The organism is Bacillus salitolerans (assembly GCF_042680805.1).
In the GTDB taxonomy this organism is placed as follows: Bacteria; Bacillota; Bacilli; order Bacillales; family SA4; genus Bacillus_CJ; species Bacillus_CJ salitolerans.
Window position 1 is genome coordinate 77,528 of sequence record NZ_JBHUEM010000011.1, and the last position, 17,917, is coordinate 95,444.

The window sequence follows — 17,917 nt, forward strand, 5'->3', positions numbered from 1 at the left end:
TTATTTTCCCTCCATTAAAATTGCTTTTAAATTCTCAGCAACTATTTCAATTTGCGTGGGGGTAATGGATAAACCACTAGGAAGATAGAATCCATAATTTGAAATTTTCTCAGATACAGGATACTCTTCATCTAGGAATAACCCCATTTTATTAAAAACAGGCTGTTTGTGCATTGGCCAAAAAAATGGTCGGGTTCCGATGCCTCTTTGATGAAGCATTTCCATCACAGTTTCTGCATTAATATTGTTTAGCACAATTCCAAACACCCAATATATATTCTCAGCGTAGTCAGTTTTGGGTAATGGCAATTGGATATTTGGTAGATCACTTAATAATTGAGTGTATAATCCTCCTAATTTTCTCTTCAGTAATACAAATTGGTCTAGTTGTTCAAGCTGAGCTATTCCAATAGCAGCTTGCAGATTTGTCATACGGTAATTAAACCCTAATTCCTCGTGAATAAACCTTCTTTTCGGTTGGAAACACAAATTTCTTTTTGAACGGCAATGATTCGCAATATAATCATCATCCGTCATTACCATTCCACCTTCACCAGTAGTTATGTGCTTATTAGGATAAAAACTAAAAATACTAACATCTCCAAAGCTTCCACAAGGTTTCCCTTTATATAGTTGACCATGCATTTCAGCAGCATCTTCTATAACTTTTAAGTTATGCTTTTTTGCTAGACTCAGAATTGGGTCCATATCTACAGGTAATCCATAAATATGAACAATCATTATTGCCCTTGTTTTTGGAGTGATTTTTTCTTCAATTTGTGATAAATCCATATTCCAAGTAGTAGGATTGCAATCAACTAATACTGGCACACATCCATTTCTAACAATTGCTGCTACGCAGGAAATAATAGTAAATGTGGGAGCAATAATTTCATCTCCACTTTCTAGGTTTAATGACGAAATGGCAAGCTCTAATGCTACTGTACCATTACTAACCGCTACGCCGTGCTTTCTATTTACGCGTGTTGACATTTGCTCTTCGAACTTCTCAACAAACGGCCCCTCGGAAGATATCCAACCAGTATCTATACATTCAAGTAGATATTTTTTCTCGTTTCCATTTAGTAGTGGTTCATTTACAGGTATGAAGCTCATCTAGTCACACACCTTTACATCGCCGTCGTTTATTCCCACGAATCTAGTTTTATCTAGTTCACCCGAAAAAGGTCCTTGCTTCACTTCAATCATCTCTAAATCTTCAATTACCTTAAATCCATGTCCTCCAGAAATTAAAAGAATTGTATCACCTTTTCTTAATAGATGGCTCTCATAGTACTCATTTTCATTATTGTATATGTCAACCCTAAGTATCCCCTTTTTTATAAAAAGGACTTCTTGTGTATAGATCACCTGTCTTTCAACAGGATTATGATAATGAGGTGGTATAACTTTATCTTTTTTATGATTCATATATGCCATCTGTTGAGACAAGTCATCAGGGGTTACAAAATGGATTCCTTCCTCATTAAATTCATTTTTTATTATTATTGCATATAAATTTTTATGGTCTTTTATATGTGTAATCATATAAATTCTCCTAATTTTATAAGTCTCCAATCTAATAAGGGTACATTAATATCATACTCATTTAATTGAATAGCCATTTCATGTACCCTTCCATTCGATGCCAAGACAATACCGTCAACAGTACCTAGTAAGTTCTTTATTTCATTTGGCTTATACAATGGTAAATCAGAAGAATATTCATCCCCAGTTACAGTATTATCAATGAATCCTAAAACTGTCTTATTATCATTTTGTAAATAAGTTTTACATTCCTGACCTGATTGACCAGCTCCAAAAATCAATATTTGCTCTACTCTTCCTAATGTTTTAAGTTCTTCAATAGCAAATAAATTTAATTCTTCTTTTATCTTAGTATTCATACTTGGAAAATTTGCAACATTGGAATCATGAAGTAATTTAATGTAATGGTTTATTAAAACAGGTCGTCCTGCCACCTCCAGTATTTCTTCCTTATGTTTTTCTACAACATAATTCCAGCCTTCTATAGACCTTATTGAATCTTTGGAAATTGTATCACCCTCGTGTAAATGATAAATGAATAATGGTTCATGTATAAACCCAACTTCAAAAAATTTACTTAGTCTAATGAATGTATCCCACTCTTGATAAGAAGGTACATTCTCATCGAGTAACCCTATCTTATATAAACATTCTTTTTTTACTATTAATCCCTGAAACATTGGCCCAGGATTAATTAGTAACTTTGGATAGACATTCCCAAATATTGAGGGAATGTCTATTAAAGAAAGGCCACCTTCTTTTTTTAAATAACCCATACTATGTGCAACTTTATAGTTATTCCGAGTAAGAAAATCAAGTTGCTTACTAAGTTTATTAGGTAACCACTCATCATCAGAGTCTTGAAAGCAAATCCATTGACCTCTTGAATTATCAACACCCATGTTCCTTGCTTGTTGGGCTCCAATTCTTTTGTTTGACGCTAGTACTCTTACCCTAGGATCATTAAATTCACTCAATACTTCTAGTGTATTATCAGAGGAGAAGTCATCAATAACTATCACCTCGAAATTATTAAAATCTTGGTTTAGGACTGATTGAAGACAATACGTTATTGTATTTGCCCGGTTGTAAGTCGGAATAATAATGGATACTTCTGGGACCATAATTTTACCTCTCTAAATGTTTAATATGTAGAGCATTAGCTAAATAAGAAAATTAATGGAGCTATTTTTATTACAAAAGGATTAATTTCTATTAATGAAATTAATTACTTTCTTGAATTGGTTGATAAAATTGTATTTCTCCTGATAAATTTTCCTTGCATTTATCGAGTAATATTCATAATTCTTAACAAGTTCATCCAAAGCAGTTGACATCTGTTTTATTGAGGAGATATATGTTCCAAATTCTCCTTCATCAATGGCAATTTTATAATTATCATAATCAAAAGTGATGATAGGTTTTCCAGATTGTAAAAACCTAGCAATCTTTTCAGAAGAGTAAACTGTTAATTTATCATTTAAAGGGGCTTCCTTATAAAAACAAAGGCCTATATCCACCGAGTCAATAACAACTTGTTTACTTTCAACAGATAAAAGCTCTGTTGAAAACACAACTTTATTCTTTTTGTCTAGCGTTTTCAAATAATTATAGTAACCTTCATCATAATATATACCATGAATTATGAACTGATACCCTTCATCTAGCTCTTGAGCTACTTTAATTATTTCATCACAATACCTATTTTCTGCAATCATTCCCCAATACAATACTTTTATTTTGCTTGGTGATATCTTATATTTTCTGTCAAAATAGTTTTCACTTTTTTTCACTTCTTCTCTTATAGATACTGTAACATATAGAGTTTCCTGTTCTACAATATCATTATCTTTAAACAAGACATCCCTTCGTGACTTATCTTGAATAATTGTTGCACATGCTTGATTATGAAAGTGTTTTTCAACATTATGTAGTAATCTGTATCTGCCTGGCTCCCACATAGGATGATCTGATGTATATAATTCTAAGCTATAATACATATATGGGATATTATAATTTTTAGAAATAATACCAGCCCAAATCATACCTATTTTTTCAAAGCCAACGAAGTACGAATATTCTTTTCCATTAATATATTGAATTGTTTTTTCAGTTGTGTAGTTTTCAAACATTTGGGCTTCTAACAAATTTAATATATTGTCAAAGTTTTCCCCTTCTTTAAAACCATTATCTTCTAACTGTTGCTTTATCTCTGAATAATAGGAACTGGCTACTAATATAAAAACTTCACTTCTATTTTCAGTGTGAATTTTTGAAGGATTATAAATTTTATGATTTATAAAATAACTTCCCCATTTATCTGAGTTATTATCAACAACATAGGAAACCTCTTGATTATTCAATTTTTTTAATGCTTTCTTTGCTAAATTTCCAGTACCAAATATTATTAACTTCCTATCTTTAAACTGTGAAGTGTATTCCTTATTAAACAAATGATTACTTTTATTTAGTGGGAGTACAAAATCTTTGTCGAATGTAAAATCCATTACGTTAATATAAGGATTTTTTATAGGATCATCTATGTTTATACTTGTATTACCATATAGAAATATATCAACGTAATAACCACTATTAGTTAGTTCAATTGCACTATCAATAACTTGCTGATGAAATACCCACTTAGCAACAAATAATCCAATTCTTTTCTTCAATTTTTCCGTCCCTTATTCTACTTTTTTTATATAACTTATATTTTCTCAATTTCTAAAATAAAATGTATATATAGTCTCTCGTCTATCCTATCTTTATTGAATAATTTATACACTTTGTAATTCAAACCAAGTGATGTTGCTTAGTCTAAAATTCTTGACTTTAATACATCCACACTGTACTTTCGTGACGAAGGGATATTTAAAGAGTTTCTCTTTAAGTATTCTATATGCCCTTATCCTTATATTTCTTACCATAGAAATCAGGAGAAGCATAACAACAATACTCAATTTGCATATACAGGGCTAATAACTAACTTTCCACCCTTTTTTAAAATTCTAGCAGCTTCTCTAATTAAATTTCGATCATCTTCAAAAAGAAACATTTCATATGAATATTGTAAGGAGATTCCCGAAAATGTATCTTCATTAAAACTTGTTTCCGTTGCGTCCATTTGAATATAGTATTCAAATTTTTGATACTCTTCCGGAATATTTAAGTCAATTGCGAATGCATTTATTTTTACCTCTAAGTAATAATGGCCAAAGGTTACTGAAGCAGCAACATCCAAATATTTTTCATCTGTATAGTTTTTAATACCTAATAAATCGTAAGCAATGAAATATTCAAGTATTTTTTCTTGTTTAACATGATCTTCTGATTACGTATAGGGTAGGATAATTTATAAAAATTATTACTGAATAAATCATATTTTTTCATATCGACTACGTATTCGTATAACAATATGTCATTTTTATAGAAATCATTCTCTATCCTAATTAAGTCAAATTCATTTGGTGGTCTATATTCAATTCCGTCAACGTGTTTTTGTGAATAATATTCTTTTATTATCAATTCTCGCAGTTCAAAAATATTAAAATATTGAACATTCTCTTCAAAACCATTTAATTTTAATTGCTGAGAAATTTCTGAATAATACATACTACAAATAAATATTACTAATTTATTTTTTTCTCCTAATAATAATGAATCAGGTGATCTGAAAATTAATTATCATGTTTTCCTGAATTATTTTCAAAATAATAATCTATATTTACGGGGGGAATTTCATGAAATATATCTGTAAGTCCACCTGTTCCAATTACAACTACACAACTATTTTATAAAAGCTGACCAAATGGTAAGGTCTGCCCCAAAATTTTGGTATTGTTCAACACTTCTTCAGTTTTGATTATTATTCATTAGAGTTCTCCTATATTAAATAGGTAATATCCCATTATTGCCTACATAAGATTTTCTCAATATCCAAGAGAGTAATTGAGGATTGTTAAATACAAATAATTGGTGTTGTAAATATCCCTCTATATACCCTTTATTTAATTCAAGTTTTATATCACTTGCATTACTTAAATCGTTATACTTTTGCTCACATGATATTTTGGATTCTAAAAGGTCACTATATAGCATGTGGCCTCTATCCCTAATGTGTGTATATGAATCAGATATTCCTTGCAAATACGAGCGTTTATATACATAGTTTATACTCATTCTCTCTTTTGAAACAAAATGTTTTACAGAAGCATCGGGATGAAAGTACGCTTCATAACCGAGTTCTGTAACTCTCCTTGAAACATAACTTTCACCATCCCCCCGGTACATAATTAGTTTTTCTGGCATCCCGTCCGGATTAAATCCACCGATATCTTTTAGTACTTCTTTTCTTATCGCATAATTACATCCAAAAATTAAATTGGATGGTATATATTTCTCTTCTGTACCAAGGTCAATTAAACTAAAAGTTCCACAATATTTTCCATATGGTGATTCTTCCCATAACATTTTTATCCAATCTGGACACTCTTCTTCATAAACAGGAATATTATTTCCTCCGACAAGCGCAACTTCAGGTTTGTTATCAAATATTTCAACAATAGTTTCAAGCCATCTTGGATACGGTACTATATCATCATCGGCGAAAACAATATTCTCTCCCTTACTTTGTTGCATACCTATGTTCCTACCTATATGTAATCCTGGGTTATCATCATAAATATAGGAGTAATTTGGAAAGGCATCTTTATAGATATTTACTACTTCCTTAGTATTATCTGTTGATCCATTATCAACCACAATTACTTCAAATACTTCATTAGATAATGTTTGTCTTGTAATTGAGCCTAATAATTTTTTGATAAAATCTACTCGATTTCTAGTTGGAATTACTACAGTTAACTTCAAGTCATTCACCTCAGCATTCGAAGATAACTCAATGCCTTCTCATGGTTTTGATTAGTTAGATCAAGACATTTATTAAAATACTCTAGAGCATTATCTTTCTCATCAATTTCAAAATAAAGTTCACCCAAATGAAAATTAGCAGAAATTAAATATTTTTCATGTTTTTGATGTAAATAATTTTTTAGATAAATAATTGCTTTCTTATTCATCTTAAGTTCCTTATGTGCTCTTCCCAAAAAAAACATAGTTTCTGGATCATTAAAATCAGATCCAATTGTTATTATCGCGTCATACATACCATTAATAAATAACTTGTTATAGAATACAGTTTTAATTTGTTGTTTTTCTTTTCTTAAATAATTTTCTGGATGAACTAAAAGATTTCCTGAAAAGGATTCAAATTTCTTCAAATTTTCAATTAGACTCTTGTTTTTATTTTTTTTAACAAAAATGACCATATTCTGACTATACCAGTAAGATACATTTATATTTGTCCAAAACTTAGGCCTTATAACATCAAATAATTCGTACCCTTTTCGTTTAAAAATGTCCTCCCAGTAATCAAGCCATTGTTCATTAATGTGACCAACCCCCCCTTGGTAAGGTATTGCTGCAGAAAACAATACAACCTCGCTTAAGCTTGTTAAAAATCCCACAAAGTTGATTGCTGATTCCTTTGACAAATGCTCCGATACTTCAAGAGAAATCGCTAAATCATATTTTTTATCTATTCTAACTGGGTCCTCAAGATTGCATGGCTTAAACTTTTCTTTACTGATTAAAAGCATGCTTTCTTCGACATAACTACCATCTAACCCTAAAACCTGATCTACTCCTTTTTCTTCAAAGGTTGAAAGCCAAGTGCCAACACCACAACCTACGTCAATAACACTTTTGGGTTGGATTAAATCAATAATAAAAGGAACAATCTCATTTGCAGATTGTTTGGAACCATTGCTTTGAATATTAAAAAAATCTTCATTATATAATTCCATACTACATCTCACTTCTCTTTATGATAATCTACATACCATCTTACAAAATTAGTTAATCCTACCTCTAATTCTATTTTTGGCTTGTATCCAGTTGCATCTCTTATTTTAGAGATATCTGCATAGGTCTCTACAACATCTCCTAGTTGCATAGGTAACTCTATTCGGTCTGCCCTTTTGCCAATAACATTTTCTAATGTATTAATAAAGTAATTTAATGAATACGGTCTACTATTTCCAATATTATACACTTCATTTGGTTGTTTATTATTAATATCTTGTTCGTGTAAGAAAAGCAACATAATACCCTTAATAATGTCATCTATATATGTAAAATCTCTTTTAAGATTTCCATAATTATATAGTTGAATTGGTAAACCCTCAATAATGCTTTTTGTAAATTTATAATATGCCATATCTGGCCTGCCCCATGGCCCATAAACAGTAAAAAACCTCATACCTGTAGTTCTAATATTATATAAATGATTATATGTATAAGCCATTAGTTCGTTTGACCTTTTAGTAGTAGCATACAAACTTACAGGAGAGTTTGCGTCCTCTGTTTCAGATAATTTGTTTTTATTATTACCATATACTGAACTAGAAGATGCATATAGTAAATGTGATACCTTATAATCTTTGCATGCTTCAAGAATCGTTAGAAAACCATGTACATTAGAATCCAGGTAAGCAAATGGATTTTCAATACTATATCTAACCCCTGCTTGAGCTGCCAAATGTATTACTTTATTAAAAGGAAAACTTTCAAATAATTTTTTTACAGAATCAATATCTGTAATATCAATATTTTCAAAATGAAAATTAGGGTTTTCCATTAATATCCCTAATCGGTTTCTTTTTAAAGTAATGTCATAATACTCATTTAGATTGTCGATTCCAATAACCATATAACCTAAGGATAATAATTTTTGAGATAAATGCATCCCTATAAAGCCTGCTGTTCCGGTAACTAATATGTACAGGATAAATCACCTTGACCTTCTTTTTCATTTGGATTTCAAAATGGAATGATTAGTGTATACCTAATCAAAACACAGGTACCATAGTTAATATGTGTATTATATATCCATTCTCAATCCCATGCTGATTTACAAAAAATAATTATTAATTCTAAATGAATAAGAATGGATATGTTTATACTGAAATAAGGTTTTGATCTTTTAATGTATATATTTTTTTCTTATTAATAAAACCCTCATGAATTTTTTTCTGAATCAGATACTAGAAAGACCTATCTTATATTTATTTGAAATGGTGCGATTAGTATCTGCATTTTACAACCATAGATTCACTCTTAATCCTTTCTAATATAAGCCCAATATAAATTTGGGAGATGTCCATCTTTTACTACCAATGGTTTCACATTCTCCTCTACAACTTGTTGGACCCCTTCTGCCCATCCTATATCATGAAATACCACTAAGCTGTTTTTATTTAATTTAGGGAACCAGTCTAAAACATCCTTTTTGACTCCATTATATGAATGGTCTCCATCAAAAAATATAAAATCAATATTTTCGTTAAAATTTCGTACAATTTCGTAACTCCAACCTCTTTTAGGTTTAATTATATTTCTATAAGGTTCAATATTATTTAAGAAAATATCAAATGTATCCCGTTTCCCTTCAGTCATTCCATCATTATTCCATGTGTCTATACAATAAAGTTTAGACTGACTATTATCTTTTATTGCATGAGCTATTAAACAGGATGATGCTCCAAGATAAGAACCTATTTCTACATAAACATTACCTTTTACTTCTTTAGCAAGTAGGAAAAGTTTTTCTTTTTCCTGCTCTGTTAAGTGAGTAAATATATTTATATCCACCATAATTGATCTTTATCCTTTCATTATTACCTTCGGTCTAAATCCATTATAAAATTCAGCACACGAGATTTCAGAACCCTCGGTATTTATAGTTTTATAGTTATGACTAAAAGATCTTCTTATATTCCTTGAAGTACCTTTAATTTTAGTATTTGTCCAAGATACAGTTGAATCATTATCAAACCAAACTTCCTTCTCATGGACGTTATTGTTTTTTTGAATATATTGATCCCAATCGTTTTTATCACCTTCAAAACTACCACCAGTAAGTAATCCAACAAGGTATTTCATATTTCCAAATGAAATAAATTCTCCCTCTGGTTTACCGATACCACTTGATAAAATTTGCATATACGATATACTATGTTGAATGTTCCTATCAGAAATTAAGACCTTTCCATCTTCATTTTGATCTACCATTACTAAATAGAAATCTCCCTCTGGTTCAGAATCTGATTCAACTGAAATGAATTTACCTGTCTCTTGACCAAGACCATTAAAACTCCCAATTTCATTTTCACTAGCTTTATAATGGCAACGTATCCTCTTGCCTATTTCAAGATCTTTGACATCAGTAACTTCATCTAAATGATATATTCGGCCTTGCTTATCTATCTCAATACCTTGAAATACCATTTTTTCATTATTAAGTATTTCAATCTCTATCTCATGTAGTATATCTTTTAATCCACTTTTCCCATAGAGCACTTGATAAAAATCAACTGTAAAATCTCCTTTATTTCCCTTAAACTTTTTCGTTGAAAATTTCTCTTGTTTACCATCGATCGTTACGATAACTTGATTTGAACAGTCATAATGCTGTCCACCAATTATTCGAAAAGCGGTCCCTTTAAACTTAAAACGAATAGTTGAGCCACTACAATTACATTGATGAAAAGTAAATATTTTTTCATTTTTGTAAAACGTTTCTTTCTCAACCTCCATATTGCTTTGATTCCAATTCATTGAATAATTATATACACCACAGGAATCGCTGTAGAATTTCCAATTACCATTTATCTCTTCCAATATTCTTGGGTGGAGAGAACTCTTAATAATTGGTGTAAACTCATTAAATACTTGTTCAGTCAAATCTAAATAGTAACCAAACAAATCATTAATTTTTTTCCCCTTTATGATTGGGTCTTGTATATCTTTAAGTCCACTGGTTTCCTTTAGTAATAATTCATAGAAAACACGGGTCACGGGTCTAACATATACCACAAAAAATTCATTCTTCAATAATTTGTTTAATACCTTATCAAACTTTAACAAATAGTTAGTTATTTTTTCTACTCTTCTATTCTCAATAACTTTATTAAGTTCATATAATACGTTGTAAGTTTCGCTATGGAGTTCAGAGAATTTCTCAATCGATCGGTTCATTCTAGTAATTCTATTAATAATCTCACTCTTTTTTATAAGTAAGTTGTTCCCCTTATACCATTCGTCATTAACAACTCTTTCTTTAAATACTGTTTTTATAACCTCTTCTAGTGACATATAAATCGTCCCTTTTATGCTTGCTCCTCCGTTAGTAGTATTAATAATCCTTATATTTGAATATAAATGAATATAATGCTCCATCAATAATCGCATTTGATTTAGGGATCTGTTTGTCTCTACTTCCTTTCCAAATACATCTAATACATATAAGGCATCTTGAATATCCTTTTCCTGAATTGATGCATTTCCATTTCCTCTTTGAATGTCCTTTGAGTAATATAAATCATTTTTAAATGCAAAATTTTGACCTACTAAAATGATTGAACTAACGTTCATACGTGCAAATATTTGTAATGTTATAATAGCTATTGAAAATGCATCATCAACAATATCATTACTCTGAATAATTTCGTTGTTATAAAATGAAGTAATTGTGTCTTGAGATGTAACAACATGTAATTTAGGACCTTTATATTTTTGTAAGGTCTCATAGCCTACACTTGTTCCGTATATCATTGGAACTGAAAATATTTTACGCTTTATCATTGCTTTAAAAACATTGTAATTATGTTCTTGGGGGTCATAAGTACAAATTGCATCCGGTAAAATCCCATTTGCTATTAATCCTTCATTTGCAGATCCAACGGCAATTATATAGGCAAGTCCTTTCTTTTTAATTAGTTTGATGTGTTCGTACTCATTCTCTAGTGACGGTCCAGCAGAAACAATTAGTACCGGTTTTCCACAAAATTCATGATATTTCTCTTTTAACAGATTTGGAGTAGTTAAAGTAGTCGGCAAATTCATTAAACTATTTAATGTCCACCTTTTTGCAAAGACATTTTCTGAGGTAAATGAAGCTATCTTTCTTTGTACAGTATCTTTAAATACAGTTAGAAACCAACTTAACTTTTCTTTAAAGACCCTCTCATAACTTGGTAAGATTAATAGTAAAACTTTTTCTTTTATTTCAAAAGAAAATCTAAGTAAGAAATTATAAGCTTGTTCTTCATCATATTCCACAAAAATATTCTCAATTTGACTGTTTCCAAATATAGTTCCTAAATCTTTATGACTCATATTCTGATCAAAAATTTCAGGAATTGGCTCATATATAGAAATTTTTTTATCGGGAAATTTTGAAATGAAATAATCAATATGGTAGGACAAACCGAGACCATAAATGAATACGTGTTTATATTCATTAATAGCATTTTCATTAAGATCAATTATTTTTTTGGCTTCAGATATTGGATCATATTTACTATGAAGATAAATATCATTATGATCTTCGCTTACTAATATGGTAGGAACACCTATCTTAGTTTCAGTAATTTCAATATTAGTATTTTTTTTACGCATAGATCGATTCTCAAATAAATACCCCACCTGAGGGAATCTCTGTTTTAGATACTTTCTATTTTTTTCTTCAAACATCAAATTTCCTCCGAATTGTTATATTAGATCTTCATTTAACATCCATTGTCTCAAAATATTTTTACTAATTACCATGTCTTTTGTAGGTTTTGGCAGTTTAACTCCTTTTGATAATTGTTCTGGATAGTTTCTAAATTCACCACCAAACGCAGGAGGTATAATATACATACTATTAGTTTCAATTGCTATCCTTGCTTCATCTTCTGTCATTAATTCTTCGTATAATTTTTCCCCTGGTCTGATACCGATTTTTTTTATATCTATACTTTTTGATATTAAAAATCTTGTTTTCATTTCCTCTATAATTATTTCAACTAAATCTTTCAGCTTAATAATTGGCATTTTCAAGACAAATACCTCCCCACCTTTGGCTAGTTCGTTTGCTCTAAGTAATAATGATATAGCTTGATTTGGAGTCATCATGTAACGTAACATATTTTCATCAGTAATTGTCACAAAGGATTCTTTTAGTATTTGTTCTTTAAATAAAGGAATCACAGATCCGCGTGAACCCATGACATTTCCAAATCTCACTGCTAAGAAGATAGTTTGTTTTGGACCTTTTTGGAACTGAGTTGCTGCAATAAGCCTTTCAGCAGTCAGTTTAGTTGCACCGTAAGTATTTGTAGGTGATATTGCTTTATCAGAACTTGTAAACAAAACCTTTTTTACTCCAGTTTGTAACGCAGCTTGTATGATGTTCTGGGTACCTATAACATTTGTTTTTACTGCTTCAAAAGGATTATACTCGCATGAAGGCACATGTTTCATTGCAGCTAAATGGAATACATAATCAATATCTTCCATTGCTCGTGTTACCCTCTGTTCATCTCTTATATCTCCAATTAGGTATCGGATATTTTTATAGTTGTTATACTTTTGTTGTAACTCAAATTGTTTGAATTCGTCTCGACTAAATACTCTTATCACTTTTGGTTCGTGTTTAAGTAGCTCTTCTAGTAAATAGTTTCCAATTGTTCCCGAGCCACCAATAATAAGTATTTTCTTTTCGAAATATATACTCTTATCCACTTTGCACCTCTATCCCTGATCAATTTAAACCATTTTCAGAGGGTTGATATTTGTCAATAATCAGAACTTCGATTCTTTCAATAATAGGTATGATCTCATATTGTATTATGTCCGCTATTAATACCATATCTTTTGTTTCGACAGCTCCTAGCAGATTTGTTAACTCACCAGTTATTAGTTCCTTTTCATGAATCAAATTATTCCTAACTTTTTCATTTTCAATATGATTTCCTTGAGCATCCAATATTTGAATTATCCATTGTAAACCCTCGACTAAGAGTGAAAATTTATCCCATGAATCTCTAGTCGGTCCTGAGTAAAATTGTTCTACTATTTTGTTTATCTCAGGTTTTGCTCTATCAATATATAACTTTATAGATTCAAAACTCTTAGATAATAGTTTTTTTAATGTTATCGTAACAACTTTAATAATTTGAATATCTTCTATATTTTCTTCTAAATATTTTTCAAAGTTTTCATAAATCACATTTTCATCAATTAACAAATAGTCAACGAAAAGGTTGTTTTTAGTTAAGATTGTATTTATACATTCAAAGATTTTTTGATCTTGATTCTCTGTTTTTATAATTTGATCTAGTATATGGATTTCCATAGTATTGCCCCCCATCAGTATTCTTCTTATAATATTATCGGCAAAACTAAACTATTATAAAGCAATTCATACCTATTGTTACTATTTGGTTATCAAATTCAACTTATTTTCTATTTAAATTTCTTCTGCTATACATAGGACATACAATTAGCACCTAACATGTAATAAATAAATTAGTAATATTTCTTAAGAGAAATTACTTTAATAAACCGGCCAAAGAAAAACCTTCAACCATTTTATATTTTTTCCACTTAACTTTTAAAACTAGAAAAATGTTTTACTTACGAGAGGGAGTCGAAATGTAAATATGTGGCATTGTAAAATAGAAGTTTAAGGTAATCAAAATAAATAATACTCAAATGCATCGGGGAAAAATCTAAATAAATGACCCAAAAGCCGAATCCGACTTTTGGGCCATATATATTATTATCCTAATAATTGTAGTACTGATTGTGGCTTTTGGTTAGCTTGAGCCAACATTGATTGTGAAGCTTGAGCTAAGATGTTAGACTTAGTAAACTTCATCATTTCAGCAGCCATGTCTACGTCACGAATACGTGATTCAGCAGCTTGTAGGTTTTCAGCTGAAGTACCAAGGTTGTTAATAGTGTGATCTAAACGGTTTTGGAATGCCCCAAGCTTAGAACGTTCAGCAGATACAGTTTCAATTGCATTGTTGATTACTGAAATTGCTGCAGAAGCTCCACTGTGAGTGCTTACATCTAAAGCTCTTTCAGAAGTTGTACTGCTTGTTCCGTTAGTAACAACGTTAGTAGAAGTATATCCAGTAGTACCACCTGAAGCAGTGATTCCTAAAGATTTAGAAGACATATCATTGATATCGATAGACATGCTTTGGTTTTGGTTTGCGCCAATCTGCATTTTTAATGATTGGTTAGTTGTAGAAACAGTTCCTTGTCTAACGTCTTCATAAAGACTTGCATTTACAGCTGTACCAGTAGGACCAGTGATTGCACCAGCTGCTGCCTTACCAAACTTTTGAGTTAAGCGAATTTTGTTGTCGCTTGTAACAGAAACATCATACTTTTCTGCAATAGTAGTATTGTTCTTAAATGCTTCTGCTAATGAGTTAATATCATTAAAAGTTTGGCTACCCGCTGCAGCAGTTGTATTAGCCGCTCCAGAAGTATAATTGAAGTTTTGACCTTCAAATGATACTGTTTGGGCAGCAGTGATTGTAGCGTTTAATCCAAACTCAGCAATTGCTCTAACTTCTCCAACCTTCTCACCAACATTACCGTTTAATACTTTCTTTGTATTAAATTCAGTTGTATTAGCAATACGGTTTATTTCAGAGGATAATTGGTTGATCTCCTTTTGGATTTCTCCACGGTCAACCGAAGTGTTTGTATCGTTAGAAGCTTGGTCAGCTAACTCACGCATACGTTGAAGGATTGAATGTGTTTCGTTTAGAGCACCTTCAGCAGTTTGGATTAAAGAAATTCCGTCTTGAGCGTTACGAGTAGCTTGGTTTAATCCGCGGATTTGTCCACGCATTTTTTCAGAGATTGCTAGACCAGCAGCATCGTCACCAGCACGGTTAATACGTAAACCAGAAGATAGTTTTTCCATTGAAGCAGCATTTGCTTTGTTGTTGAATCCTAATTGACGGTAAGTATTCAACGCAGGAACGTTATTATTGATAATCATTTTTATTTCCTCCTTGAAATTGTTTGATTTCCACATCCATGTGGTTATTTAACAGGTGGTAAGAAAGTCGGCCGCCTTTTTACCTTCTGTTCTTTACATATTTTATATCGACTTTTGTAGAATAAGTTTAATAGTTTTTGAAATATTTTTTAATAATATATTATGCCAATAACTGTAAGACAGATTGAGGCTTCTGATTTGTCTGCGCAAGCATACTCTGAGAAGGTTGAGAAAGGATATTTTTCTTTGTAAACTTCATCAATTCTGAAGCCATCTCAACATTTCGAATTCTCTACTCTGACGCATGGAGATTCTCAAAGTTAATTTCATTTACTGACATCGCGTGATCTAATCTGTTTTGTAATGCCCCAAAGTAAGAACGCCTTGAACAAACTACCTTCAATCGCTGAATTAAAAAGACTAATAGCATGTTGAGCTCCATTTTTAACGTCAATATTATCAATTCCTAAACTCTTGCTTGTAGTACTTGAGAAAAACATCGTCATTTTCTGTCCACTATTTGCACCCAATTGGAAATTTAAGCCTTTACAGTTAGCACTATCGCTCGGCCAAATTATGTTGAATTTTTTTAATGGGTTCTCTTCATATATTTCTGTATCTCCAACGACTGTTTTAGCAGTTTCTACAGCACCACCGTCTGCATCAAATCCCCCAATAGCTCCAGTATCTTCATTATTCAAGTCCAGTCTGTTAATAAAGTCAGCTCCATTGGCATCAAAATTTGTTTTAAAATCTGATTGGAATATCATTTGAAGCTTGTACAGAGAGTTCTCTACCTCTCTGTAATAGAGAATGAATTTCCAATAAAGCTCCTTCAGTAATTTGAATAAGTGATACAGCATCTTGGACATTCCGATTAGCCTGTTTCAAGCCAGGAATTTGACCTCTCATTTTCTCCGAAATCGCTAAACCCGCGGCATCATCGCCAGCACGATTAATACGAAGGCCTGAAGACAACTTCTCCATCGAATTAGAAACGCTATTATTATTAAAAAAGTTTTGTCGATATGCATTGAAAGCAGGTATGGTGTTATTTATGATCACTTTTTCACCTCCACACTCCAAAATAAAAGGCACAACCTCATAGGTTGCACCTTTTATATCGTCAAAAAATACTACTATTTGACAAAATTTACGATTTATATTTTTGCGAAATAAGTTTTCCTAAATCGACAGTGGAGCTAGCTGCATTACTATTTTCCTCTTTAATCGCAAGGTAGACCTCTTTTCGGTGGATATCCACATTTTTAGGCGCGTCTATCCCTACCTTTACTTGTTCACCTTCCACAGACAATATTGTTATTTCAATATCATTTCCGATTTGGATGGACTGGTTTGGTTTTCTCGTAAGAACTAACATGGCTAGCCCTCCTGCCCAACAGGTGATGTCTGAGAAATTAGTTTATGCTTCGTATGATAATCTTTATGATTTAGCACTACTTGTCTACCTAGCTTTTTCACACCATTAATTACAACTGGCGCTTGAAGGTTCGTAGTCGAATCTTCAAAAGGATCCTTTACTGTAATGATTGAATAAACTTCAATTTGTTCACGGTTTTCAATATCAAGAGAGTTTACGTCTGAGTCAGATAGCTTAAACTCATAATCACTATAAAATTTAAATGGATTAATCAACACAAACCCCAGTTCGGAATTTTTGACAGATTGTAATATTGAAAAAGGACTCTCTTCACTTAATGGAAGTAAAATAAATTCCTGTTCCTTTAAGAAACCTGGAATTCCATTCGGAAATGATAAGATACTCTCACTTTCAATTATGATTTCACCGTGATATTTCGTTTGAATCTTCATTTTTTCACCACTTTATTAAGATTTCATATCTATATGATTACCAACATACTCAATATCAATAAATGGCTTATGAATTAAATAGTTTTGAACCTGCCATTTTTGGAAATTGAACTCAGGCGGATTTACCCTTGAACGGATAATGGGTTCATTCGCTTTGATATCAACTTCTACTTTTGCTGGTTGATAATCCAATTTCACAGCAAAATGCGAGGAAGGAATATAACCAAGGCCTGTCTCCTTCATTGGCGTTTCACCATTAACCTTGGCAATTTGGGCAAGGACAGGCCCATTATGTATATTCATCATCTGATCTCCCTGCGCTGACATCTTAGCTAAATCACTGAACCATTTAGATTTGGCATATTCAACGTATTCTCTCGTTCTCTCAAAAGCATCCTTTAATCCTGCATCTTGAAAGGCTTGCGATTGATCAATATGCATTTCGCCAGGGGTTGTTTTAATTCTCACATCAGCCTCTGGTTGCTGGATGGATAGATCAGCTTCTTTTTGCCTGATACCCATAACAGGCCTTTCATGTTTCATTCCTAGTAATCCATTTGTTATGTGGTACTTTAACGGAGTAACTTGCATTGTAACTCCCCCTTTCAATACCAATTTATAAAGAAA

18 protein-coding genes and 1 pseudogene are annotated in these 17,917 nt (G+C 31.5%); all 19 read right to left on the reverse strand.

From position 1 onward, the window contains the following. Positions 1–1,116: a DegT/DnrJ/EryC1/StrS family aminotransferase gene (locus ACFSCX_RS09405; RefSeq protein WP_377927954.1), complete on the reverse strand. Its 1,116-nt coding sequence runs from the start codon at positions 1,114–1,116 to the stop codon at positions 1–3. Continuing rightward, on the reverse strand, positions 1,117–1,548 hold the full coding sequence (locus ACFSCX_RS09410; RefSeq protein ID WP_377927955.1) for a cupin domain-containing protein: 432 nt from the start codon (positions 1,546–1,548) through the stop codon (positions 1,117–1,119). It lies immediately after the preceding gene. After that, a complete protein-coding gene (locus ACFSCX_RS09415) occupies positions 1,545–2,672 on the reverse strand; it encodes a glycosyltransferase family 2 protein (RefSeq protein ID WP_377927956.1) in 1,128 nt (375 codons plus the stop codon). The genes ACFSCX_RS09410 and ACFSCX_RS09415 overlap by 4 nt, the downstream gene beginning before the upstream one ends. An 81-nt stretch (positions 2,673–2,753) precedes the next feature. Further along, a complete protein-coding gene (locus ACFSCX_RS09420) occupies positions 2,754–4,220 on the reverse strand; it encodes a glycosyltransferase family protein (RefSeq protein ID WP_377927957.1) in 1,467 nt (488 codons plus the stop codon). A 284-nt stretch (positions 4,221–4,504) separates the two neighbouring features. Continuing rightward, positions 4,505–4,789 (reverse strand): methyltransferase domain-containing protein, encoded by a 285-nt coding sequence (locus ACFSCX_RS09425; protein ID WP_377927958.1) that lies wholly within the window; start codon positions 4,787–4,789, stop codon positions 4,505–4,507. Between the two features lie 647 nt (positions 4,790–5,436). Next, a complete protein-coding gene (locus ACFSCX_RS09430) occupies positions 5,437–6,417 on the reverse strand; it encodes a glycosyltransferase family 2 protein (protein ID WP_377927959.1) in 981 nt (326 codons plus the stop codon). A 5-nt stretch (positions 6,418–6,422) separates the two neighbouring features. Beyond that, the gene (locus ACFSCX_RS09435) at positions 6,423–7,412 is read right to left on the reverse strand and encodes a methyltransferase domain-containing protein (protein WP_377927961.1); all 990 of its coding nucleotides are present in this window, start codon (positions 7,410–7,412) and stop codon (positions 6,423–6,425) included. 8 nt (positions 7,413–7,420) lie between these two features. Further along, positions 7,421–8,392 (reverse strand): NAD-dependent epimerase/dehydratase family protein, encoded by a 972-nt coding sequence (locus ACFSCX_RS09440; protein ID WP_377928027.1) that lies wholly within the window; start codon positions 8,390–8,392, stop codon positions 7,421–7,423. 332 nt (positions 8,393–8,724) lie between these two features. After that, positions 8,725–9,261: a class I SAM-dependent methyltransferase gene (locus tag ACFSCX_RS09445; RefSeq protein ID WP_377927962.1), complete on the reverse strand. Its 537-nt coding sequence runs from the start codon at positions 9,259–9,261 to the stop codon at positions 8,725–8,727. Between the two features lie 9 nt (positions 9,262–9,270). Beyond that, a complete protein-coding gene (locus ACFSCX_RS09450) occupies positions 9,271–12,141 on the reverse strand; it encodes a 6-hydroxymethylpterin diphosphokinase MptE-like protein (protein ID WP_377927963.1) in 2,871 nt (956 codons plus the stop codon). A gap of 18 nt (positions 12,142–12,159) precedes the next feature. Further along, positions 12,160–13,173 carry an SDR family NAD(P)-dependent oxidoreductase gene (locus ACFSCX_RS09455; RefSeq protein WP_377927964.1) on the reverse strand — a complete coding sequence of 338 codons (1,014 nt, stop codon included), beginning with the start codon at positions 13,171–13,173 and terminating at the stop codon, positions 12,160–12,162. 19 nt (positions 13,174–13,192) lie between these two features. Beyond that, entirely contained in the window at positions 13,193–13,786 is a 594-nt protein-coding gene (locus tag ACFSCX_RS09460) for a hypothetical protein (protein ID WP_377927965.1), read from the reverse strand. Positions 13,787–14,212: 426 nt separating this feature from the next. Next, complete coding sequence (locus ACFSCX_RS09465) at positions 14,213–15,457, reverse strand: flagellin N-terminal helical domain-containing protein (protein WP_377927966.1); 1,245 nt, start codon at positions 15,455–15,457, stop codon at positions 14,213–14,215. Positions 15,458–15,617: 160 nt separating this feature from the next. Next, positions 15,618–15,731 carry a flagellin gene (locus ACFSCX_RS25670; protein ID WP_417281902.1) on the reverse strand — a complete coding sequence of 38 codons (114 nt, stop codon included), beginning with the start codon at positions 15,729–15,731 and terminating at the stop codon, positions 15,618–15,620. Between the two features lie 52 nt (positions 15,732–15,783). Then, the gene (locus ACFSCX_RS25675; RefSeq protein WP_417281903.1) at positions 15,784–16,158 is read right to left on the reverse strand and encodes a hypothetical protein; all 375 of its coding nucleotides are present in this window, start codon (positions 16,156–16,158) and stop codon (positions 15,784–15,786) included. A 64-nt stretch (positions 16,159–16,222) separates the two neighbouring features. After that, positions 16,223–16,522 (reverse strand): annotated as a pseudogene (locus tag ACFSCX_RS25680) (flagellin N-terminal helical domain-containing protein); the annotation flags it as partial. Between the two features lie 88 nt (positions 16,523–16,610). Further along, complete coding sequence (csrA, locus tag ACFSCX_RS09475) at positions 16,611–16,838, reverse strand: carbon storage regulator CsrA (protein WP_377927967.1); 228 nt, start codon at positions 16,836–16,838, stop codon at positions 16,611–16,613. Positions 16,839–16,840: 2 nt separating this feature from the next. Then, positions 16,841–17,290, reverse strand: coding sequence for a flagellar assembly protein FliW (gene fliW, locus ACFSCX_RS09480; RefSeq protein ID WP_377927968.1), 450 nt, complete (start codon positions 17,288–17,290; stop codon positions 16,841–16,843). 15 nt (positions 17,291–17,305) lie between these two features. Next, entirely contained in the window at positions 17,306–17,881 is a 576-nt protein-coding gene (locus ACFSCX_RS09485) for a DUF6470 family protein (RefSeq protein WP_377927969.1), read from the reverse strand. Positions 17,882–17,917 lie beyond the last annotated feature (36 nt).

Coding starts and splice junctions, on each gene's coding strand:
- ACFSCX_RS09410 (WP_377927955.1), bottom strand. CDS start 1,548: ATGATTACACATATAAAAGACCATAAAAATTTATATGCAATAATAATA.
- ACFSCX_RS09450 (WP_377927963.1), bottom strand. CDS start 12,141: ATGTTTGAAGAAAAAAATAGAAAGTATCTAAAACAGAGATTCCCTCAG.
- csrA (WP_377927967.1), bottom strand. CDS start 16,838: ATGTTAGTTCTTACGAGAAAACCAAACCAGTCCATCCAAATCGGAAAT.
- ACFSCX_RS09435 (WP_377927961.1), bottom strand. CDS start 7,412: ATGGAATTATATAATGAAGATTTTTTTAATATTCAAAGCAATGGTTCC.
- ACFSCX_RS25670 (WP_417281902.1), bottom strand. CDS start 15,731: ATGGCTTCAGAATTGATGAAGTTTACAAAGAAAAATATCCTTTCTCAA.
- ACFSCX_RS09405 (WP_377927954.1), bottom strand. CDS start 1,116: ATGAGCTTCATACCTGTAAATGAACCACTACTAAATGGAAACGAGAAA.
- ACFSCX_RS09465 (WP_377927966.1), bottom strand. CDS start 15,457: ATGATTATCAATAATAACGTTCCTGCGTTGAATACTTACCGTCAATTA.
- ACFSCX_RS09445 (WP_377927962.1), bottom strand. CDS start 9,261: ATGGTGGATATAAATATATTTACTCACTTAACAGAGCAGGAAAAAGAA.
- ACFSCX_RS09460 (WP_377927965.1), bottom strand. CDS start 13,786: ATGGAAATCCATATACTAGATCAAATTATAAAAACAGAGAATCAAGAT.
- ACFSCX_RS09415 (WP_377927956.1), bottom strand. CDS start 2,672: ATGGTCCCAGAAGTATCCATTATTATTCCGACTTACAACCGGGCAAAT.
- fliW (WP_377927968.1), bottom strand. CDS start 17,290: ATGAAGATTCAAACGAAATATCACGGTGAAATCATAATTGAAAGTGAG.
- ACFSCX_RS09485 (WP_377927969.1), bottom strand. CDS start 17,881: ATGCAAGTTACTCCGTTAAAGTACCACATAACAAATGGATTACTAGGA.